General features: G+C 57.7%; 22 protein-coding genes. 14 read left to right on the forward strand and 8 right to left on the reverse strand.

Going from position 1 to position 19,412, the window contains the following annotated elements; all coding sequences use genetic code 11:
- Window positions 1–8: 8 nt before the first annotated feature.
- The 7 genes from MN186_RS06110 (at window position 9) to MN186_RS06140 (ending at window position 5,557) form a co-directional block, all read left to right on the forward strand.
- Window positions 9–467 carry a CreA family protein gene (locus MN186_RS06110; protein ID WP_420838904.1) on the forward strand — a complete coding sequence of 153 codons (459 nt, stop codon included), beginning with the start codon at window positions 9–11 and terminating at the stop codon, window positions 465–467.
- On the forward strand, window positions 464–1,336 hold the full coding sequence (locus MN186_RS06115) for a mechanosensitive ion channel family protein (protein WP_242113482.1): 873 nt from the start codon (window positions 464–466) through the stop codon (window positions 1,334–1,336). Before MN186_RS06110 ends, MN186_RS06115 begins: the two co-directional genes overlap by 4 nt.
- Entirely contained in the window at window positions 1,333–2,451 is a 1,119-nt protein-coding gene (locus MN186_RS06120; RefSeq protein ID WP_242113483.1) for a hypothetical protein, read from the forward strand. The genes MN186_RS06115 and MN186_RS06120 overlap by 4 nt, the downstream gene beginning before the upstream one ends.
- 9 nt (window positions 2,452–2,460) lie before the next feature.
- Window positions 2,461–3,294 (forward strand): mechanosensitive ion channel family protein, encoded by an 834-nt coding sequence (locus MN186_RS06125; RefSeq protein ID WP_242113484.1) that lies wholly within the window; start codon window positions 2,461–2,463, stop codon window positions 3,292–3,294.
- Window positions 3,295–3,387: 93 nt separating this feature from the next.
- Window positions 3,388–3,543: a DUF1328 domain-containing protein gene (locus MN186_RS06130; RefSeq protein WP_242113485.1), complete on the forward strand. Its 156-nt coding sequence runs from the start codon at window positions 3,388–3,390 to the stop codon at window positions 3,541–3,543.
- 121 nt (window positions 3,544–3,664) lie between these two features.
- Entirely contained in the window at window positions 3,665–4,942 is a 1,278-nt protein-coding gene (locus MN186_RS06135) for an MFS transporter (RefSeq protein WP_242113486.1), read from the forward strand.
- 9 nt (window positions 4,943–4,951) lie between these two features.
- Window positions 4,952–5,557 (forward strand): exopolysaccharide biosynthesis protein, encoded by a 606-nt coding sequence (locus MN186_RS06140; protein WP_242113487.1) that lies wholly within the window; start codon window positions 4,952–4,954, stop codon window positions 5,555–5,557.
- A gap of 84 nt (window positions 5,558–5,641) precedes the next feature.
- Here MN186_RS06140 and MN186_RS06145 read toward each other — a convergent pair whose 3' ends face one another.
- The 8 genes from MN186_RS06145 to MN186_RS06180 all read right to left on the reverse strand — a co-directional run bounded on the left by MN186_RS06145 (window position 5,642) and on the right by MN186_RS06180 (window position 11,592).
- Window positions 5,642–6,109, reverse strand: a complete 468-nt coding sequence (locus MN186_RS06145; RefSeq protein WP_242113488.1) for a pyridoxamine 5'-phosphate oxidase family protein — start codon at window positions 6,107–6,109, stop codon at window positions 5,642–5,644.
- A gap of 149 nt (window positions 6,110–6,258) precedes the next feature.
- A complete protein-coding gene (locus tag MN186_RS06150) occupies window positions 6,259–6,990 on the reverse strand; it encodes a Crp/Fnr family transcriptional regulator (protein WP_242113489.1) in 732 nt (243 codons plus the stop codon).
- A 48-nt stretch (window positions 6,991–7,038) separates the two neighbouring features.
- The gene (locus MN186_RS06155) at window positions 7,039–8,058 is read right to left on the reverse strand and encodes a PAS domain-containing protein (protein ID WP_242113490.1); all 1,020 of its coding nucleotides are present in this window, start codon (window positions 8,056–8,058) and stop codon (window positions 7,039–7,041) included.
- Between the two features lie 188 nt (window positions 8,059–8,246).
- Window positions 8,247–8,654 (reverse strand): CBS domain-containing protein, encoded by a 408-nt coding sequence (locus tag MN186_RS06160; protein ID WP_242113491.1) that lies wholly within the window; start codon window positions 8,652–8,654, stop codon window positions 8,247–8,249.
- Window positions 8,651–9,004, reverse strand: a complete 354-nt coding sequence (locus tag MN186_RS06165) for a P-II family nitrogen regulator (protein ID WP_242113492.1) — start codon at window positions 9,002–9,004, stop codon at window positions 8,651–8,653. The genes MN186_RS06160 and MN186_RS06165 overlap by 4 nt, the downstream gene beginning before the upstream one ends.
- Window positions 9,001–9,783, reverse strand: a complete 783-nt coding sequence (locus tag MN186_RS06170) for a DUF1538 domain-containing protein (protein WP_242113493.1) — start codon at window positions 9,781–9,783, stop codon at window positions 9,001–9,003. Before MN186_RS06170 ends, MN186_RS06165 begins: the two co-directional genes overlap by 4 nt.
- Window positions 9,780–10,523, reverse strand: coding sequence for a DUF1538 domain-containing protein (locus MN186_RS06175; protein ID WP_242113494.1), 744 nt, complete (start codon window positions 10,521–10,523; stop codon window positions 9,780–9,782). Before MN186_RS06175 ends, MN186_RS06170 begins: the two co-directional genes overlap by 4 nt.
- 160 nt (window positions 10,524–10,683) lie before the next feature.
- Window positions 10,684–11,592, reverse strand: coding sequence for a LysR family transcriptional regulator (locus tag MN186_RS06180; protein WP_242113495.1), 909 nt, complete (start codon window positions 11,590–11,592; stop codon window positions 10,684–10,686).
- A gap of 123 nt (window positions 11,593–11,715) precedes the next feature.
- On the opposite strand from MN186_RS06180, the gene MN186_RS06185 reads away from it, so the two are divergent.
- The 7 genes from MN186_RS06185 (at window position 11,716) to MN186_RS06215 (ending at window position 19,366) form a co-directional block, all read left to right on the forward strand.
- Complete coding sequence (locus tag MN186_RS06185) at window positions 11,716–12,777, forward strand: dipeptidase (protein ID WP_242113496.1); 1,062 nt, start codon at window positions 11,716–11,718, stop codon at window positions 12,775–12,777.
- Between the two features lie 48 nt (window positions 12,778–12,825).
- On the forward strand, window positions 12,826–14,421 hold the full coding sequence (locus MN186_RS06190) for an ABC transporter substrate-binding protein (protein ID WP_242113497.1): 1,596 nt from the start codon (window positions 12,826–12,828) through the stop codon (window positions 14,419–14,421).
- Window positions 14,422–14,481: 60 nt separating this feature from the next.
- Entirely contained in the window at window positions 14,482–15,495 is a 1,014-nt protein-coding gene (locus MN186_RS06195) for an ABC transporter permease (protein ID WP_242113559.1), read from the forward strand.
- A gap of 13 nt (window positions 15,496–15,508) precedes the next feature.
- Window positions 15,509–16,417, forward strand: a complete 909-nt coding sequence (locus MN186_RS06200) for an ABC transporter permease (RefSeq protein WP_242113498.1) — start codon at window positions 15,509–15,511, stop codon at window positions 16,415–16,417.
- Window positions 16,417–17,274, forward strand: coding sequence for an ABC transporter ATP-binding protein (locus MN186_RS06205; protein WP_242113499.1), 858 nt, complete (start codon window positions 16,417–16,419; stop codon window positions 17,272–17,274). The genes MN186_RS06200 and MN186_RS06205 overlap by 1 nt, the downstream gene beginning before the upstream one ends.
- Complete coding sequence (locus MN186_RS06210) at window positions 17,271–18,011, forward strand: ABC transporter ATP-binding protein (RefSeq protein ID WP_242113500.1); 741 nt, start codon at window positions 17,271–17,273, stop codon at window positions 18,009–18,011. Before MN186_RS06205 ends, MN186_RS06210 begins: the two co-directional genes overlap by 4 nt.
- A 107-nt stretch (window positions 18,012–18,118) precedes the next feature.
- Window positions 18,119–19,366 (forward strand): imelysin family protein, encoded by a 1,248-nt coding sequence (locus MN186_RS06215; protein ID WP_420838906.1) that lies wholly within the window; start codon window positions 18,119–18,121, stop codon window positions 19,364–19,366.
- The last annotated feature ends 46 nt before the right edge of the window (window positions 19,367–19,412 follow it).

Consider the following 19,412-nt stretch of genomic DNA (forward strand, 5'->3'; position numbering starts at 1 on the left):
ATTCGACGATGAGATTTGCAAAATACGGCCTTGTCTTTCTGCTCGCGTCCACCGCCTCGGCGGTGATGGGCGAGCAAGTGGGCAATGTCGACGTGGATTGGTTGGGCAATGATATTATTATCGAGGCCATTCAGGACCCGGACGTTCAAGGTGTAACCTGTCACGTGGCCTATTTCGAACGTGGTCTGATCGACAGGCTGTCCAACGGAAACTGGTTCGAGGATCCGTCAAACAGCGCCATCTCGTGCCGACAGACCGGCCCGATCAGCATCGGTGACATCAACCGCAGCGATGAAGGTGAAGATGTGTTCAGTCAACGCACCTCGATCATTCTGAAAAGCCTGCGCGTCAAACGCATTTTCGACGAGGCAAATCAGGTGTTGATCTACATCGCCCATGCCCGCGAATTGGAAAGCGGATCGGCGAAAATGGCGATTTCGACCGTTCCGCTGTACGGGCAGAAATGACTATGGATGAGGTTGTTTCATATCTGAACGCACAATGGTCCGGTTTTGTGGGCGGGGCCGCCGAGGTGTTGCCGGAATTGGCCGCCGCGCTAATCGTCATTCTTCTGACATGGGGCCTGTCACGCCTTGCCAAAATGGGCATCAGCCGGCTGGGACAGCGGATGCGTCTGCGCAGCAACCTGATCGAGGTGTTGGTGATGCTGGCCTCGGTCGGGTTTTGGCTGGTCGGCGCATTGATCGCCGTAACGCTGGTGTTTCCTTCGATCACGCCCGCCAAGGCGTTGACGACGCTGGGGCTTGGCTCGGTCGCAATCGGGTTTGCCTTCAAGGACACGTTCGAGAATTTTCTGGCCGGTATCCTTATTCTGCTGCGCGAACCCTTCGCGCTGGGTGATTTTGTGGAATGCGAGGATATCGAGGGGCAGGTTGAGAAGATCACCATTCGTGACACCCATATCCGGCAAACCGACGGGCAATTGGTCGTCGTGCCCAACCACATGTTGTTTCAAAACCCTGTCACCGTGCGCACCAGCCGCGACTTGCGCCGGATCACGGTGATCTGCGGCGTGGCGTATGGCGAAGATGTGGACAAGGCGCGCGAGGTTATTTCTGACGCCGTGCGCAATGTGCATACCGTGCGCGACGATGTGAAAGACGTGCAGATTTTTGCAAAGTCGTTCGGCGCGTCCTCTATCGATTTCGAGGTGACATGGTGGACCGGCTCGAAACCCATTGACGTGCGCCAAAGTCGTGACCAGGTGATCGCGGCTGTGAAAAGGGCGCTGGACGAGAAAGGTATTGAAATTCCTTTCCCATACCGCACACTGACTTTTGCTGAACCCATTCCTGTTACACAGGTTTCTGAATGACATCATCTGCCCTTCCCAAGAAACTTGCGTATGTCGGCGGTTATGATTGGCCACGGGCGCCGACGACAAGTTCGCTGAAGACGAATTATCGGCGGTTGTGGAAGAAGCTGCGCGTATTGGATGACCCGAAGGCGGAGCTGGTGCCGGATGATCTGGAGCGGATGTCGGGGTCGCTTATCCCTGATAATCTGTGGTCGGCGCTGCGTGAACACCAGTTTGAAAGTCTGGATCAGACCTATCTGGAATGGGCGCGCCGCACCGATGGGCCCGTCACCGTTTGCGCCTTTGTCATGATGCCCAGCGTACCACAAGGGCTGCTGGCTGATTGGGCCACTGATCGGGGCCTGGACGTTGTGGAAGGGGCCGCGGTGCCGGCTGGGCAGGGTGCGCTGATCGTACCCGATCTGTGCAATCTGGTACATCGCAACCTTGAGGGACGCGTGGCCATGCGCGCTTATTTGGCTGAACTCGACGGCGCATCGCGTAACATCCTTTTGGGAATTTCAAGCTGGGCTTGGACCTATTTCGCCCAGACCTCGGCGATTGAGGCGGTGGTGTCGGACGCGCGCAGCTTTGCCTCCTTTGATGGTGACGCCTTGGCAGAGCTGATCGCCACACATTTGGGCCAGGACACAAGGTTCAAATCTGCGGACACGGGTAACGATGTCGTAGAAACCGATGAAGATGACGCGCTGAAAGACAGCTATTTGAAAACCCTTGCCGCGCGGGCCTATGGCTGTCCTTGGGCGGCACTTCGACTGTTTGATGCTGCCGTTAAACGTCAGCCTGACGACGATGATGATGCTGATCAAGCAAAAAAAGAACAAGGCGATGATCAGGCGACGTGGTTGCAAGACCCCGCAGTGCCGCAATTGCCAGACCATATTGCGCGTGCCAGCCATTTCCTGTTGCACACGTTATTGATCAACGGCCCCCTGACAATGGCCGCAGTCAAGACCGTGTTGCCGATGACGTTACCCGTTGGTTTGCCCTCGGCGCTGGGTCGGTCGGGGTTGGTGCACGAGGATGGGGGAAAGATCGCCATTCAGCGCGATGCCTATCCGCATGTACGGCGCATTTTGTCCGAAGCGGGTTTTCCGCTGGATCAAATTTAGGACAGCATGATGGACAGTAACACAAACATGCAGGACCTTACGCGGCTTTTTAACGATCTGACCGGCTGGACGGTGGTGCAGATCGCGCTGGTCGTGGTGCTGAGCTTTGGCCTTTATCAAGGTCTTAGGCTCACGCTGCCGCGCGTGGCCGAACATCTTCCCGCCCGCTTTCGCCTGTTGGTCTTGAACCTGATCCCGTTGGCCCGCCTGACCTTGTTTGCGGTTGCCGTATTTCTGATCATTCCCTTGGTTTTCAATGTCACGCTGAAGAACTTCGTGCTTGTTCTGGGCGGTCTGGGCGTTGCGCTGGGCTTTGCTGTGAAAGATTGGGCGACCAGTGCGGTGGCGGGGGTTGTTGCGATATTTGAACGTCCCTACCGCTCGGGTGACTGGATTCGCATCGGCGAAGATTACGGCGAGGTGATCGACATTCACACCCGCTCGGTCAAGCTGCGCACGGCGGATGATGATGTGGTCACGATCCCCCACGCGCGCATCTGGACCGAGAACATTGTCAACTCGAACGATGGCGAAAAGACGCTGATGTGCGTGGCAGAGTTTATGGTTGCGCCCGACAAGCCCACCGGTGGCATTCGCGACATCCTGACTGACGTGGCCTGCACCAGCCCCTATCTCGACTGGAGCCGCCCGGTGGTCGTGGTTATGCGCAATGAGGTCTATGCGACACGCGTGCGCCTGAAGGCCTACCCCTTCGAGCTGCGCGATCAGTTTGTTTTTATCACAGACCTGACTGACAGGGGTCGCGATGCGCTGCTGGGGGCGGGCATTTCGATCATCTCGACCCCCGAATTTGGTATGGAAAACAACGGTCCTAACGCATGACGCCTCATTTTTTCCCACATTTTTCGGGAACCAATCCGGCCCCGACACGTTCTTCTTACAAGTTCTAAGATTGACAAAAGAAGGAGTTACCCCATGCTTGGCTGGTCCATTACATTTCTTGTTGTTGCCCTGATCGCGGCGTTCCTTGGCTTCGGTGGTGTCGCCGGTACTGCAGCCGGGATAGCGAAGATCCTGTTCTTCGTGTTCCTGATCCTGTTTGTGATTACCCTTTTCCGTCGCGCGGTATAGCGGGTCGTCGCCTGCACATAGCTGCGCTTTGAGCGCCCGAATTGATCCCCGCTTTGTTCCGATGGCATTCTGCGAACAAGGCGGGGGTCGCTTTTCGAAAACTCGTATTTGGCAGCCATTCATGCTTACAGATGTATATCGTAAAATCAGCGGCGGGCCTGCCAAAGCAGGCGGGCATCAGCCTGCGATCAAACGCCGTGACGCGATTAACGGACTGATTCATGTCGTGTCGCTGAGCGCGACCAAAACTGCCGATGCGCTAATTGACCCCAAATTGGTACTGAGCTGGGTGATGCACGCAATCGGTGCACCGACCTATCTGATCGGTGCGCTGGTTCCGGTGCGCGAGGCTGGGGCGCTGTTGCCACAATTGTTCATCGCACGACAGGTCCAGAGCCGCCCGACGCGCAGGAAGGCTTGGTCGCTGGGTGCGGCGGTGCAAGGGGTGATGGCGATTGTTATTGCAGCCACAGCCTTCACGCTGGGCGGCGCATCGGCTGGATGGCTGATCGTCGCCGCGCTGGGCGTTCTGGCGATTAGCCGGGCGATTGCATCCACCACCTATAAGGATGCGCTTGCCCGCTCGGTGCCGCAGGGGCGGCGGGGGGCCATCACGGGCGCAGCAGCCAGCATCGCGGCGGCCTTCGGGCTGGCCTATGGTGCGGCGATGGCATCGGGGGTGTTCGGCGGCGTATCCGTTGCTGTGGTCGCTGGCTTCATATCTCTGGCTGGGCTGTTGTTCTTGGCCGCATCGCTTCTTTTTCTGAACTTGCAAGAAGAGGTGGAAACACCAGAGGCGCAGGACAAACAAAGCTGGGCTGATTTTTTCGCCCCCCTCTGGTCCGACCGCCAATTGCAGCTCTTTATCCTGTCGCGCGGTTTTCTGACCACAACCGCGCTGGCGCCGCCCTTTATCGTTATGATCACGGTCGCCGCGTCCGAGAACAGCCTGACGCAATTGGGACCGCTCGTCGTCGCATCGTCACTGGCGGCGGTTCTGTCGGCGTTTGTGTGGGGGCGGGTGTCGGATCGGTCAAGCCGGTTGTCATTGATACTGTCAGGGTTTGCGGGTGCAGTAGTGTATGCTTTGGTCGCGATGCTGGCACTTGCGACAAGTGGTCCGTTGAACACATGGCTTGCCGCGATACTGATGTTCGCCGCACAGGTGGCCTATCAGGGCGTGCGATCGGGGCGATCGATTTATCTGACTGACATGACCCACGACGACACACGGCTGGGTTATACCGCGCTAAGCAATACGATTATCGGGCTTATCCTGCTGGCGGGGCTTGGGTTGGGTGGCGTGGCCCATTTCGCCGGGCCCGAGGTCACTTTGGTCGTCTGCGCCGTCATGTCCGCCATCGGCGCGCTGATCGCGATGCGTTTGGCGAAAACCTGAGGGCAGCGGATGACAACGGAACCCGAAACAGCACCGGACAACCAGATCGCCGATATCGTCGACACGATCGACGAGATCCGAGAGGATGACGAAACCTCCATCGGCGATATCGTTCAGCACCTGGGCGTCGCCTCTTTCACGCCGATTCTGTTGTTTGTCAGCCTTGTGATTGTCACGCCGCTCAGTGGTGTGCCGGGATTGTCGTCGATTTGCGGCATTTTGATCGCGCTGGTTTCTGGGCAGCTTTTGCTTGGGCGCAATGAACTTTGGCTGCCGGATTTCATCACCCGCCGCCGTATTCCGGGCCGCAAGCTGGACAAGGCACTGCTGCAACTTCAGGGGCCGCTTGGCTGGGTGCAAGAGGTGACGACGCGGCGGCTGGCGTTTCTGACCGTGCCGCCGGTGTCTTACCTGCTGTATTCCATCTGTTTTCTGTGTGGGGCAGCGATGCCGTTTCTTGAACTTGTGCCCATGACATCATCCTTGCTGGCGGCCGTCGTTGCCCTTCTGGCCATTGCACTGATCAGCCGGGATGGCGTCTTTACGTTGCTGGGGCTGACAAGCCTTGGCACTGCGGCCGCGTTACTGAGCACCATTGGCCAATTGATCATCTAGCCCACCGATGAAAAAGCCCACCTGACGCAGAGCCAGATGGGCAAGTTTGCCTTGGTCAGGCAAGAGGGAAACGGGAAGCGGAGGTCAGAAAGTCAGCACCTCGTGCGACCCGACATCAGGCGTGTTGCCTGTCATTCCAGCTTTTGCCATTTCGATCAGAAAGGCGGCGCTGCTGTCGGTGGCAATCCAGACCTCAGCGCTTTGCGGTTGCAATTTCAACAAACGAACGGATGGATCTGTCTTACCGTCTTCGAACCAAGCGGCGGCCATTGCGTTCCATACCTCCTCCAGTTTGTCCTGATCGGCCTCAACGCTGAGCTTACCGGTCACGTCGGCATAAAGCCCTTCCTTGTCGGACGACACAAGGTAGTGGATTTGTTCGTTCTTTACCGCGCAGTCATGCGCATCGGTGCCGTCTGCAGTCAGAAAATAAACGGCATTCTCATCTTGATGAGGGTAGTGGGTCATCGGAAGATGGCGACCATGAAGCCCCATCAGGCCGGTGCGAACCTTTTCCAGACGATCCCAGAATTCTTGCTGCTGATTGCTCATCTTGCTCTCCTTCTTCGCGGCAAGGCCGCTTGGGTGAATTCGGTTGCGGCGGGCAGGGCGCCCGCGCGCGTTCACTGACAAAACGCACACGACGCAAAAGCGTTCCTTGATTTCTTGATGTTAAGGGCCGGTGTAAGAGTCGGCGCACATCAGCGCGGAGCGGGAAACCAACTGACATCCATCTGGTCATGCCGGTCCTGAAAATCACACATCGCGGCCATGTCAGCGGGGTTCAGGATGGTGATGTCGCCGTTTTGGCGCGAAATAAGGCCTTCGTCCTCAAGCGCCACAAGGCTTTTGCTGACATAGACATTCGTCAAGCCAATCGTGTCGCCGATTTCCGATTGGTTCAGCGGCAGGGTGAAGCTGGCGTTTGAGGGGTGCGTCACGCGATGGCGCGCGTCCAGTTCCAGCAGGAAATAGGCCAATTTTTCGCGCGCGCTCATCCGGCCCGTCGCCTTTACAAGATCGGTCAAAAGCACCTGGTCGCGGACCGCTAGCGTGAACAAAAGTGCGGCGACACGCGGGGTGTCGGTGAACACCTTTCGCAAGTGCTGCTTTGGAAAGGGGCACAGAATACCATCGCTGGCGGCGACCAGCGTATCGCAGGCCTTGTGATAGGCGATATCGGCAAACCCCACCACATCACCGGGATGACAGATTGACACGATCTGCCGCCGCCCGTCCGGCAATAGGACAAAGGAATAAAACCAGCCGCTTTTGACCACAAACAGCTCGTCCGCACTGGTGCCAATTTCGCGCACCACCGTGTCGGCGCAATAGGGTTCTTCGTTCTCTTCCAACTGCGCAAGGACATCCCAACTGTTGTCATCAATTTCGACGTAATGCGACAGTTTATGATACAGACAGCTTTCGATCATGGCATCATCCCCTTTGACGGGAAGATAGCAGAGAACACACGCACCCGGTTAGCCTTTATCGCCCCCCGGCAGCGGTAATTCCAGCGAAACCGCCAAACCCGGCCCAGAGGTGTCGGTGCTAAGCGTGGCCGACAGCGTTTTTGCCATTTGTTGCAGGATCTTGCCACCCAAACCTGACCCAAGCGGGTCGGTCTGTGCGGCGCTGTTTCCGCAGCCGTCATCGGCAACGGTGATCTGGATGCGATCCTTCGTTACACGGCCGCGCAACGTGACATTCCCGCCGCTGTCATCGAATGCGTGTTGCATTGCGTTGGTCACAAGTTCGGCCACCATCATGCCAAGCTGGGTTGCGGTGTTCAGGTCGACCTCGATCGGGCCGGTTGGGACGTCACTGGTGAATTGGACGGCGTGTGTCAGATCGGTGATAGCTGCCCCGATCGCAGTCAGATGTGGAAACAGATCCACCACATCTAATTCGGCGGGGGCCACGTTGTCATGCTGCATTCCGGCATAGAGGGTCTGAAGCGACTGGATGCGGTTTAGGATGGCCACGAGCCCGTCGCTTTCGCCGTCTTCGCGGACTTGCAGACGTACCGAGGAATGGATCAGCGACAGATGGTTCTTAAGTCGGTGATGCAGTTCGGACAGGGCAGTGTTGGACTGGCGCTGGTTCTCCAGAAGGGTTTCATATGGGTGGTCTTCGATCAACATTAGAACACCGGTAAACCGTTGCAGTGTGCCGGCATCATCATAGGTGGGTTTGATCGACAACCGGTTCCAGAAGGTGCTGCCATCGGCGCGCCGGTTGAGGATGTCTGTCGCGATCTCGCGCCCATCTGTGATCGCTTCGCGCAAGCGTGCGGTTTCTTGCGGATCGGTCGCATCGTCCTGCAATAGACGGCAGTTGCGCCCAATAAGCTGATTGTGCGTGTAACCCGTCAGGTCGCAAAATAGATCATTGACGAACACAAGCGGATTGTCCGGTTGTGTGGGGTCGGTCATGCACGCTGCAAACGGCAGACCAGCCAGCGTTTCGCGCAACTTTGTGTCATCGAACGATTGTAACATTAAGCAGCCCGTTTTCGTGATCAAAGAACAGCCCTACACCGTTACGCGTTATTGGTCGTTAATGTGGATTAAGGTCTGCGGTCAATACTGCCGCCAACCTGAAGTTTTATTTTATAGGTAGCGTTCTCTCACGCTCCGCGCGATTAAAGAACTGTAATCATGCCCTTTTGTCAAGCTTTAGGGGGCGTTCAGCGGAGTGTGGTGGCCGCTTCCGCCAACGTCAACTCGCGCAAGCCCACCGTCCCGATCAGCTTTTCATTTTCCACCACCAGTGCCACGCCAAGATTCAGCCGCGTCAGCAGCCGGATGGCATAGCGTGCCTGCATATTGCCCGACAGATTGATCGCTGGCTTTTCCATGACCTCATAGACGCTGACGCGACAGGGCGCACGGTTCAGGGCAAAGACCTTCCGGGCAATCATCCCGATGGTCAGCACGCCAAACTCGTCATCTGGCGACCGTTTGTCGATGACCAACGTGTTATGGCCCGAGCTTTCGATAATCTTCAACGCATCGGTGACAGAGGCCAATCCGCTGATCACATGAGGTTCGTGCTGCACCGCATTGCGAACGCGAGTTTCTCCCGGCTGGTTCATAGCTCGTCCTCCTCCAACGCGGTTTTCAGGGCTTTGACTTGTGTTTCAAGGCCGATCGCATCCTCGATGTCGATCTGAAAGACAACGCCGCGCCCCGGTTCTTTCAGAAATTCACCCGCAGCGCTGATGGTTTCCAGAATATCAGTGGCGCGGTGTTCTTCGACCAGAAACAGCGCCATGTCGCGCTGCCCGGCGACCGTCAGGCCAAGAAAGGTCTTCTTTGTCTCAAGCCCTTCGCCACGGACGCTGGTAATCACGGTTGCACCAGTTGCCCCCGCGCTGCGGGCCGCGTCGACGATGGTATCCGTAAAGGCATCCTGCGCAAGCGATATGATTAGTTTGAACTTCATTCTGAATCCTCCGTTTCGGGGTCTGCCACCAGCCGTCTTTGTCGTCGCCCCTCGGTCCATTGGACGAGTTGGGCGTAACCCATGACGGTGATCATGGGAAACAGGCTGGCCAGCGCGATCAGGCCGAACCCGTCCAGTGCCGGACTGCGCCCCGGCACGGATGATGCGAGGCCAAGCCCCAGGGCCGCAACCAAAGGCACCGTCACAGTCGAGGTCGTGACCCCGCCGCTGTCATAGGCCAAGGGGACCATGACTTTTGGGGCGTAGACAGTTTGCATGATGACAATCGCGTAACCTACTATCATATATAGATAAAGCGGCGTTCCCGTAACGATCCGATAGGTGCCGAATACAAGGCTGAGTGCAACGCCAAAGGCCACCGCGATGCGCAGCCCCCATTCGTTGACCGCGCCGCCGGACACGTCGCGCGCCTTGATGGCAACGGCGATCAGGGACGGTTCGGCGATCGTTGTGGAAAATCCGATGGCGAAGGCGAACAGATAGGTCCAGCCGTGTGCCGTCCAGTCGGTCGGGTCGCCCAGAAAGGCGGGGTCTGTCAGTTGGCGGGCCATGGTTTCGCCCAGCGGAAACAAAGCTTCCTGCAAGCCGAACAGAAACAGGCCCAGCCCCAGCACCACATAGACCCCGCCCACCAGAACCTTGCGCAGATGTGGCACCGGTTTGCGCAGCACGACCGCCTGAAAGAACACAAGGATCAGCGCGATGGGCAGAACATCGGTAACCGTGGCGGCAATGGTTGTGATAAGATCATTGATCATTGCCAGCTTCCCACAATACCGAACCCCAACACAAAGACGATGGGCAGAAGGCTGGCAAACGCCACCAGCCCGAAGCCGTCAATCATTGGGTTGCGCCCTTTGATGACCGTGGCCAGCCCCACCCCCAGCGCGGTGGTCAGTGGCACCGTCACGGTCGAGGTGGTGACGCCGCCGCTGTCATAGGCGATGCCGATGATCTCGGGCGGGGCAAAGGCGGTCATGATGACGACAAGCACATAGCCCCCGATGATCAGATAATGGATCGGCCAGCCCAATAGAATGCGTAGCACGCCGATCACCAGTGACGACCCCACCGCCGCCGCAACCGTATAGCGCAGGGCGTTTGCATAACGAAGCTGCGCCGTGGGGCCTGGATCGACGGCTCCGATGTCGGACATGACGCGCGCCGCCTCGCCGCTGACGGCGATCAGGGCGGGCTCGGCCACAGTGGTGCCGAACCCCAGCGCAAACGCGAAGCTGAGCAGCCAGAACAGGCTGCCCTTGTTAGCGAAGGCGTCAGCAAGCGATTCGCCGATGGGAAACAGGGCAAGTTCCAAGCCGCGCACGAAGATCGCCAGCCCTGCCATAACGAACAGAAGGCCGACCAGTTTTTCGCCCACGTCTTCCATCGGTTGGCGCAGGATCAGAAACTGGAACACCGCCACCACGCCAACGATGGACGCCAGATCACGCGCTGTGCCAAGCGTCAGATAGGCGAGTGATTTGACCTCGTTCAGCAACGGGCACCTGTGGTTTGGGTGGCGTGGTCGGCAGGCCGGACAGCCGCGACGATAGCAACCAGAATGTGCTGGAGCGGATCATAGAAGCATGCGTGGGCCCGCACAATTCGGATCTGATTTTTCTGTCAGAAACGGTGTTCGTGTGGGTGAATTGCCACGCCTAAGCCTTTCGCGAGAAAGGGTCTTTCACGGTGTGTAGCCTGAGGTGACGCATGAAGGCCCGCGCAATGCCCGCCGTCGGGCTGTCATCGGGGGTGACGAAATAGCTGCGGTATCGAATTTCTGACGTGAAGGGGCGAAACGCCACGTCTTTTGCGCGGTACTGCACGATCGGAAACGGGTTCACAATGGTCAGGCCCAACCCCTCGTTCACCAGATCGACAGCGGCGACCGAGGTCGACACTTCGGCAACGATACGCGGAGTGCATCGGCTGGCGTGCAAGACCTTCTCAAGCTGGGCGCGGCGAGCGTGACGGTGAGTAAGCGCGATCAGGGCTGCGTCATGCAGATCTTGCGGCCGGATGACATCGAGCTGCGCCAGAGGATGATCCGGCGGCATGACACACACGGCGCTTGAGGTGCGATAGGGCGTCAGCGTGACCCCGTTTCGCGACAGCTCAACCCCGCTTAGACCCAGATCGTAATGGCGCTCCAAAATGCCGCGAATGACGTCTTCCGAGGGCGCGACATCGAGGCTGATGAAAAAATGCGGATTGGTTTTCAGGAAGCTGGCAATGTGACTGACCAGAAACCGGTGCGCGTATGTCGGGGGTGCGATGATGCGCAGGGTTTCGCGGGTGACGTCGGGTGGGCCGTCGATGCGGTCAAGGGCCTCGAACAGTGGGTCAAGGCGGCGGTTCATCTGCACCGCTTCGCTTGTGGGGCGCAATCGTCCGCCTTCACGTTCAAACAGAATGCGACCGGTCCGCGCCTCAAGGCTGGCTATCGAGCGGCTGATGGCTGATTGCGACAGCCCCAACCGAACGGCTGCTTTCGATGTCGTGCCACTTTCCATCAAGGCGCGGAGGGCTTGGTATTCGGGAAGGCTGTGCCAGGTCTTTGCAGTCAACAGGATAGGCCTTTTGCGAAATGATCATTACCAAATGAGAAAATATCAGCATTATTTCTGTCGTCTATGAGTAATCCTGACTTAAGGTGGCGGCGATTGAACTTTGGGAGGGGGCAATCAGACATGAGCAAGCAGACCACGCCCTTGGTCTTTGACGGGCACAATGATGTCTTGTTGAAGCTGTATCTTGCTGGTGGGAAATCCGCGGCGTCGACATTCCTTTCGGGGCGCGACGGGGCGATTGATCTGCCCAAGGCGCAGACTGGCGGGTTTGCGGGTGGCTTTTTTGCAGTCTATGTCCCATCCCCCATTGATGCCGACGACAAGATGGAGGAGATGGCGAAACCAAGCTACGACCTTCCCTTACCCGATCCGATTGACTGGGAAGACGCCCTGCCGGTCGCTTTGGCGCAGATCGCGATACTGTTTGACCTTCAGGATCGCGGCGCGCTGACCGTTTGCCGCACCGCCGGACAAATCCGCGAGGTTTTGGCGGCGGGGAAGATGGCGGCGATCCTCCACATCGAAGGCGCCGAAGCTATCGATCCTGATCTCTATACGCTTGAGGTGTTGTATCAAGCCGGGTTGCGATCCATCGGTCCGGTCTGGAGCCGCCCGACGATCTTTGGTCACGGCGTGCCGTTTCGCTATCCCAGCACGCCAGACATCGGTGACGGGCTGACCGATCACGGGCTGCGGCTGGTTAGGCGCTGTAATGAACTTGGCGTCATGATCGACTTGTCCCACCTGAACGAAGCCGGGTTTTGGGATGTGGCGCGCCATTCGACCCAACCATTGGTGGCGACGCATTCAAACGCCCAAGCAATCTGTCCACACAGTCGCAATCTGACCGACAAGCAACTTGCTGCAATTCGCGAAAGTGATGGTATGGTCGGGCTGAATTTCGCGGTGGCGTTTTTGCGCGATGACGGGCGAATGCTGGCGGATGTGCCGCTGACGCAGATGTTGCGCCATCTGGATCACCTGATCGACCATCTGGGCGAAGATCGCGTGGGGATTGGGTCGGATTATGACGGGGCGGTGGTGCCTAAGGACTTGACGTCTTGCGCTGGTTTGCCAAAGCTCATTCAGGCCATGGCGCAACACGGCTATGATGATGTGCTGATCACCAAGATCTGCCATGAAAACTGGTTGCGCGTGCTGGAAAAAACTTGGGGGGCATAACCCCGACAGCACGCGACCTGAATTCCAACTGAACAGGAGAGGTTCAAAATGAATGCTATCAACAGACTAATGACAAGTGCAGCGATAGGTCTTGCAGTGGGAGTGTCGTCTTTCGCAGCCTATGCCGAGACGCCGGCCAATATGCTGGTCATCGCCAACCGGATCGACGACGTGACTACGCTGGACCCGGCGGAAAGCTTTGAATTCGCGGGCGCCGATATCAGTCGCAACGTCTATAATCGTCTGGTTTACCTGGATCCGCTTGACCTTGCTGCGGGCTACCAGCCCGGCTTGGCCGAAAGCTGGGAGGTCAGCGAAGACGGCAAGACCATCACCTTCACGATGCGTGAAGGCGTGACCTTCCATTCAGGCAACCCCGTGCGCGCCGAGGATGCCGCGTTTTCACTGCAACGCGCGGTCATCCTGAACAAGACTCCCGCGTTCATCCTGACGCAATTCGGCTTTACCCCTGAAAATGCGGAAGAGACCATCCGCGCCGAAGGCAACAAGCTGATGATCACAACCGACAAGCGTTATGCGACCTCGTTTGTGTTGAACTGTCTGACGGCCACCATCGGCGGAATCGTCGATAAAGAAACCGTCATGGCGAACGAAGTCGATGGCGACATGGGCAACACATGGCTGAAAACCAACTCGGCCGGGTCAGGACCATACACGCTGGGAAGCTGGAAGCCGAACGAAAGCGTCACACTTGAGGCTTATGCCGACTATTACGATGGTGCGCCGACGATGGAGCGGGTGATCGTGCGTCACGTGTTGGAAAGCGCATCGCAACGTCTGCTGCTTGAACGTGGTGATATCGACATCGCTCGCAACCTGAACCCGGAAGACATTGCCGGTGTGATGGAAGCCGATGGCATCAAGATCGAAGACGAGCTGAAGGGCCGTCTGATGTATCTGTCACTGAATCAGAAGCACCCCGAGCTGTCCAAGCCCGAGGTCCGTCAGGCGATCAAGTACCTGATTGACTATGAAGGTATGAAAAACAGCTTCCTTAAGGGGCAATACACGATTCACCAGAACTTCCTGCCCGCAACCTATCTGGGCGCATCCGAAGAAGCTCCATTCTCGCTGAACGTCGAAAAGGCGAAAGAGCTTCTGGCATCCGCAGGTGTCGAAGGGCTTGAGATCGAGACAGGCGTGCGCGAGGCGCAGGAACGGATGGAGATTGCGCAATCGCTGCAAAACACCTTCGCGCAGGCCGGGATCACGCTGAACATCACAGTGGGCACGGCCAAGCAGATCCTTGCCCGCTATCGTGCGCGGGAACTGGACCTGTATCTTGGTGCATGGGGGCCGGACTATCCTGACCCGCAGACCAACGCCGGCACGTTCGCCTATAACCCTGACAACAGCGACGAAGCGAATGCCACCGGCTATCTGGCTTGGCGTAATAGCTGGGATACGGGCGGGCTGGGCGAAAAGGTCGATGCTGCCGTGACCGAAGGTGATCGTGATAAACGTGTTCAGATGTATCAGGACATTCAGGCCGAGTTCCGCGAAATCTCGCCCTTTGCGATCATGTTCCAGCAGATCGAACAATCTGCCCTGCGTGACAATGTCATGAACTGGTCGACCGGCCAAGCCGTGACATCTGCCGCCTATTGGCAGGTCACAAAGTAAATGACCATGAGCGACGACAATAACGAGAGGCGCCCGTCAAGGGCGCCTCTTTCCGCCACGATGTGGCCGGTTGCGCGCACCACGATCCGTACGCTTGGGTCCATCGCAGTGACGCTGTTGGGCCTGTTGTTCGTGACCTTCATTATCGGGCGGGTCATGCCCATCGACCCGGTGCTGGCCATCGTTGGCGAACGGGCGTCCCAGGCCACCTATGACGCAGTGTATCAACAGCTTGGCTTGGATAAGCCCCTGATTGTACAGTTCCTTTACTATATCTGGGATGTATTGCATCTGGATTTCGGCACCTCGCTTCTGAATGCGCGTCCGGTGTCCGAGGATATCGCTCGGGTGTTCCCCGCCACGCTGGAATTGGCCACTTTGGGCATCATCTTTGGTGTTGTCCTAGGGGTGCCGTTGGGGGTTCTGGCGGCGGTGCGCAAGGGCTCGTGGATCGATCAGGTTGCACGGGTGCTGGCGCTTGTAGGATATTCCATGCCGATCTTCTGGCTGGGTCTGATGGGACTTTTGATCTTCTACGGCATTCTTGGATGGGTCGGCGGGCCGGGCCGGGTGGGCATTTTCTATGTCGATGTGGTCCCCAGTGTCACGGGCCTGATCCTTGTGGATTCGATCATTGACGGAAACTGGGATGTGTTTCGGGACGCGTTTTCCCACATCATCCTGCCTGCCTCGCTTCTGGGCTATTACTCGCTGGCATATATCAGCCGCATGACGCGATCGTTTATGCTGGAGCAACTCAGCGCGGAATATGTCACCACCGCCCGCGTCAAGGGCATGTCGGAATGGGATGTGATCTGGAAACACGCTTTCAAGAATATCCGCGTCCAGCTGATCACCGTGATCGCGTTGAGTTACGCGGGCCTTCTGGAGGGTTCCGTGCTGACCGAGATCATCTTCTCGTGGCCCGGTATTGGCAGCTATATCACCACCGCGCTGCTGAGCGCGGACATGAACGCCGTTCTGGGCGGCACTGTCGTGGTTGGCCTGATCTTCATCCTGCTCAATATTTTCTCAGACCTGCTCTACAAGGTCTTTGATCCACGCGCGAAATAGGCGGGTTGTCTAAATGACCGAACAAACAATGAAACAATGGCTGCTGACGGACACGCCGACGTCACGCCGCCACGCCAAGATTTCCGCCTTCTATCAGGGCTGGTTGTCCTTTCGCAGTAACACGATGGCGATGATCGGACTGGGTATTTTGGTGGCTCTTGTGGTCATCGCTGCCGCAGCACCCCTGTTGTCGCCACATGATCCCTATGTGCAGGATCTAGGCAACCGGCTTGCCCCCTTGGGGACCGACGGGCATATCTTCGGCACGGATAGTCTGGGGCGGGATATCCTGTCGCGTTTGATCTATGGCGCGCGGATCACGCTGTATATCGTGGCGCTGGTCGCACTGATCGCGCCAGTTGCGGGTCTGCTTGTTGGCACAATCTCGGGTTATGTGGGCGGCTGGACCGATACGGTCTTAATGCGGATTACCGATATCTTTCTGGCCTTTCCCCGTCTGGTTCTGGCGCTGGCCTTTGTGGCAGCATTAGGCGCGGGGATTGAAAACGCGGTGCTGGCGATCTCGCTGACCGCATGGCCGCCTTACGCGCGCATCGCGCGGGCTGAAACGCTTACCATCCGGTCGTCGGACTATATCAGCGCGATCAAGCTGCAAGGGGCAGGGGCGCTTCGAATTATCACCAAACACATCTGGCCGCTTTGCATTTCATCGCTGATCGTGCGGGTAACGCTGGATATGGCCGGGATCATTCTGGCCGCTGCCGGTCTTGGTTTCCTTGGCCTTGGCGCGCAACCGCCCAGCCCGGAATGGGGGGCGATGATTTCCGAAGGGCGCCGGTTCATCTTGGATCACTGGTGGGTTGCCACCATGCCCGGCCTTGCAATTTTCACCGTGTCGCTTGCCTTCAATCTTCTTGGTGACGGTCTGCGCGACGTTCTTGACCCGAAAGCAGGTGAATGATGACAACGCTTCTCGACGTCGAAAATCTTTGGGTGCGCTTTCCCACCCGCCAGGGCGTTTTTGACGCGGTGCGCGGGGTATCCTTCACGCTGGGGCGTGAACGGCTGGGGATCGTGGGCGAAAGCGGGTCAGGCAAGTCGATGACCGGTCGCGCCATCCTGCGGCTGATCCGTCCCCCGGGCATTGTCGAGGCCGATCACATCAACCTTGAAGGCGTAAACCTGCTGGATAAGTCCGAGAAGGAAATGCGCGACGTGCGCGGCCAGCGGATCAGTATGGTGATGCAGGACCCGAAATTTTCGCTGAACCCGGTGATGACCATCGGTGATCAGATCATTGAAGCGTATCGGCTGCACAATTCCGTGTCCAAATCGGCGGCCTATAACAAGTCGCTTGAGATGCTTGAGGCCGTTTCGATCCGCGATTCCGAACGGGTCATGCGCGCCTATCCGCACGAGATGTCGGGCGGCATGGGCCAACGCATCATGATTGCCATGATGCTGATCCCGAACCCCGAGATCCTGATCGCGGACGAACCCACCTCGGCGTTGGATGTGTCGGTGCAGCGGCAGGTTCTGGACATCATGGACAAGCTGGTCAAAGAACGCGGCATGGGCCTGATCTTCATTAGCCACGACCTGAACCTTGTGGCGGATTTCTGTGACCGGGTGCTGATCATGTACGCGGGGCGGATTGTCGAGGTCTGCGATGCCGACAAGTTGCACGACGCAAAGCACCCTTATACGCGGGGACTGTTGAACTCTCTGCCGCGGCTGGATGCGCCGCGCAATCGTCTGGAAGTGTTACAACGTGACCCGGCCTGGTCGGACACCCCAAGTGTGAGTGGACGCGAATGAAAATGCTAGAAGTGCAAGACCTGAACGTTTGGTTCGGCAGCGGTCACGACCGGGTGGATGCGGTCAAGAACGCCACGTTTGACGTGGTGAAAGGTGAAAGCTTTGGTCTGGTCGGTGAAAGCGGGTCGGGAAAATCCACAATTCTGCGGGCGATCACCGGGCTTGCGCCCGATTGGTCGGGCAAGATCGCTGTTGAAGGGCAGGTGATCGGACACAAACGCCCGAAGACGTTTTTCAAGACGGTGCAGATGGTTTTTCAAGATCCCTATGCCTCGCTTCATCCGCGACATTCGGTCGATCAGGTTCTGGGCGAGACACTGCAACTGCATGGGTTCAAGGATATCGACGCCCGGGTCGTGAAGCTGTTGGACGATGTTGGGCTGGGTCAGAAATTCCGGTTTCGCTATCCGCATCAATTGTCTGGCGGGCAACGGCAGCGGGTGGCGATTGCTCGCGCGCTGGCGCCTGAGCCTGATCTGCTGCTACTGGATGAACCGACCTCGGCTTTGGATGTGTCGGTGCAGGCAGAAATCCTGAATTTGCTGGCTGACCTGCGCACCGAACATAACCTGACTTATGTAATGGTGTCGCATGACCTGTCGGTTGTCGGGCATATGTGCGACCGGCTGGCCGTGATGAAAGATGGCCAGATCGTCGAGGTTCTGGGTGTCGAGGCGTTGCGACAAATGAAAGCCACCCATCCGTATTCGCAGCACTTGCTGGCAGCGTCAGTCTAGCGCGTGCATCTTGATAAATAAACCCGACAAAATTTGTCGTGATTTCTTTACCTGACTAAAAAACTCATTTATACGAGCCTCAATTCCAACGAACGAGGTTTCAGATGATCCGGACAACTCTTCTTGCCACCACCGCCGTCCTGTTTGGCACGGCAATGTCATATGCCGCCACGCCTGCGGATATCCTGAAAAACTATGCCGACATCGCACAAGCCGGTTACGAAGACAGCCTGATCCTGGCGCAGGAACTGAACAAGGCGGTGGATGCCCTGATCGCCGAGCCCTCGGACGCAACCCTGACGGCAGCCAAGGACGCGTGGCTGGCCGCCCGCGTGCCTTATCAACAGACCGAAGCCTATCGGTTTGGCAATCCGTCGGTTGATGAATGGGAAGGCAAGGTTAACGCTTGGCCGCTGGACGAGGGATTGATTGACTACGTTGCCGATGGCTTTGGCTCGAACGACGAAAACCCGTATTCAGCCGCGAACGTGATCGCCAACACGGAACTGACCATCGGCGGTAAAACTATCGACGCATCCGAAATCAGCCCTGCGCTGCTGGAGAGCCTGCACGAGGTAGAAGGCATCGAGGCAAACGTCGCGACCGGCTATCACGCCATCGAATTTTTGCTGTGGGGGCAAGACCTGTTCGGTACCGATCACGGCGCAGGCCAACGCCCCGCTACGGATTTTGATACGGCGAACTGCACTGGAGACAATTGTGACCGCCGGGCTGCATATTTGAAGGCTGCGACGGATCTTCTGATCTCGGATCTGAAAGACGCGGTGGGAAACTGGTCTGAAGGCGGACAGGGGCGCACCGACGTTACCACCGATGCCAGCCGCGGGATCGTCATGGCTTTTACAGGACTGGGCAGCTTGTCTTACGGCGAACAGGCGGGCGAGCGGATGAAGCTGGGCCTTCTTCTGAATGACCCCGAGGAAGAGCATGATTGCTTCTCGGACAACACGCACAACTCGCACTATTTCGACGGGCTGGGCATTCGCAACGTCTATACCGGGCGCTATGTGCGCGTTGATGGATCGGTGATCGAAGGCCCATCGCTGTATGATCTGGTAAAAGAAAAAGACGAGACGCTGGCCAACAATCTGCTGGGCGACATGGACCGGACCATGATCGCACTGGGTGATATTCGCACAGTGGCCGAGTCGGGGACGTCCTATGATCAGATGCTGGGCGCGGGCCATCCGGGTGGTGCGCTTGTGGAAAACGCGATCGAGCATCTGGTCGCGCAGACCCGCAACATCGAACGTGCCGTGACGCTTGTGGGCGCCGAGGGCGTGGCGATCGAAGGGTCTGACAGCCTTGACAACCCGACTGCCGTTTTCGAGTAAGCCATTGTCATCGACAGAAACCGAAAGGGCAGGCGCGTCGCGTCTG

This window comes from Aliiroseovarius sediminis (genome assembly GCF_022678485.1).
In the GTDB taxonomy this organism is placed as follows: Bacteria; Pseudomonadota; Alphaproteobacteria; order Rhodobacterales; family Rhodobacteraceae; genus Aliiroseovarius; species Aliiroseovarius sediminis.

What these genes read in the sequence shown, in the direction of transcription:
- MN186_RS06195 (WP_242113559.1), top strand. Translation starts at nt 14,482, where the DNA reads ATGTGGCCGGTTGCGCGCACCACGATCCGTACGCTTGGGTCCATCGCA.
- MN186_RS06110 (WP_420838904.1), top strand. Translation starts at nt 9, where the DNA reads ATGAGATTTGCAAAATACGGCCTTGTCTTTCTGCTCGCGTCCACCGCC.
- MN186_RS06120 (WP_242113483.1), top strand. Translation starts at nt 1,333, where the DNA reads ATGACATCATCTGCCCTTCCCAAGAAACTTGCGTATGTCGGCGGTTAT.
- MN186_RS06150 (WP_242113489.1), bottom strand. Translation starts at nt 6,990, where the DNA reads ATGATCGAAAGCTGTCTGTATCATAAACTGTCGCATTACGTCGAAATT.
- MN186_RS06155 (WP_242113490.1), bottom strand. Translation starts at nt 8,058, where the DNA reads ATGTTACAATCGTTCGATGACACAAAGTTGCGCGAAACGCTGGCTGGT.
- MN186_RS06190 (WP_242113497.1), top strand. Translation starts at nt 12,826, where the DNA reads ATGAATGCTATCAACAGACTAATGACAAGTGCAGCGATAGGTCTTGCA.
- MN186_RS06130 (WP_242113485.1), top strand. Translation starts at nt 3,388, where the DNA reads ATGCTTGGCTGGTCCATTACATTTCTTGTTGTTGCCCTGATCGCGGCG.
- MN186_RS06160 (WP_242113491.1), bottom strand. Translation starts at nt 8,654, where the DNA reads ATGAACCAGCCGGGAGAAACTCGCGTTCGCAATGCGGTGCAGCACGAA.
- MN186_RS06165 (WP_242113492.1), bottom strand. Translation starts at nt 9,004, where the DNA reads ATGAAGTTCAAACTAATCATATCGCTTGCGCAGGATGCCTTTACGGAT.
- MN186_RS06210 (WP_242113500.1), top strand. Translation starts at nt 17,271, where the DNA reads ATGAAAATGCTAGAAGTGCAAGACCTGAACGTTTGGTTCGGCAGCGGT.
- MN186_RS06185 (WP_242113496.1), top strand. Translation starts at nt 11,716, where the DNA reads ATGAGCAAGCAGACCACGCCCTTGGTCTTTGACGGGCACAATGATGTC.
- MN186_RS06170 (WP_242113493.1), bottom strand. Translation starts at nt 9,783, where the DNA reads ATGATCAATGATCTTATCACAACCATTGCCGCCACGGTTACCGATGTT.
- MN186_RS06125 (WP_242113484.1), top strand. Translation starts at nt 2,461, where the DNA reads ATGGACAGTAACACAAACATGCAGGACCTTACGCGGCTTTTTAACGAT.
- MN186_RS06115 (WP_242113482.1), top strand. Translation starts at nt 464, where the DNA reads ATGACTATGGATGAGGTTGTTTCATATCTGAACGCACAATGGTCCGGT.
- MN186_RS06145 (WP_242113488.1), bottom strand. Translation starts at nt 6,109, where the DNA reads ATGAGCAATCAGCAGCAAGAATTCTGGGATCGTCTGGAAAAGGTTCGC.
- MN186_RS06200 (WP_242113498.1), top strand. Translation starts at nt 15,509, where the DNA reads ATGACCGAACAAACAATGAAACAATGGCTGCTGACGGACACGCCGACG.
- MN186_RS06140 (WP_242113487.1), top strand. Translation starts at nt 4,952, where the DNA reads ATGACAACGGAACCCGAAACAGCACCGGACAACCAGATCGCCGATATC.
- MN186_RS06205 (WP_242113499.1), top strand. Translation starts at nt 16,417, where the DNA reads ATGACAACGCTTCTCGACGTCGAAAATCTTTGGGTGCGCTTTCCCACC.
- MN186_RS06135 (WP_242113486.1), top strand. Translation starts at nt 3,665, where the DNA reads ATGCTTACAGATGTATATCGTAAAATCAGCGGCGGGCCTGCCAAAGCA.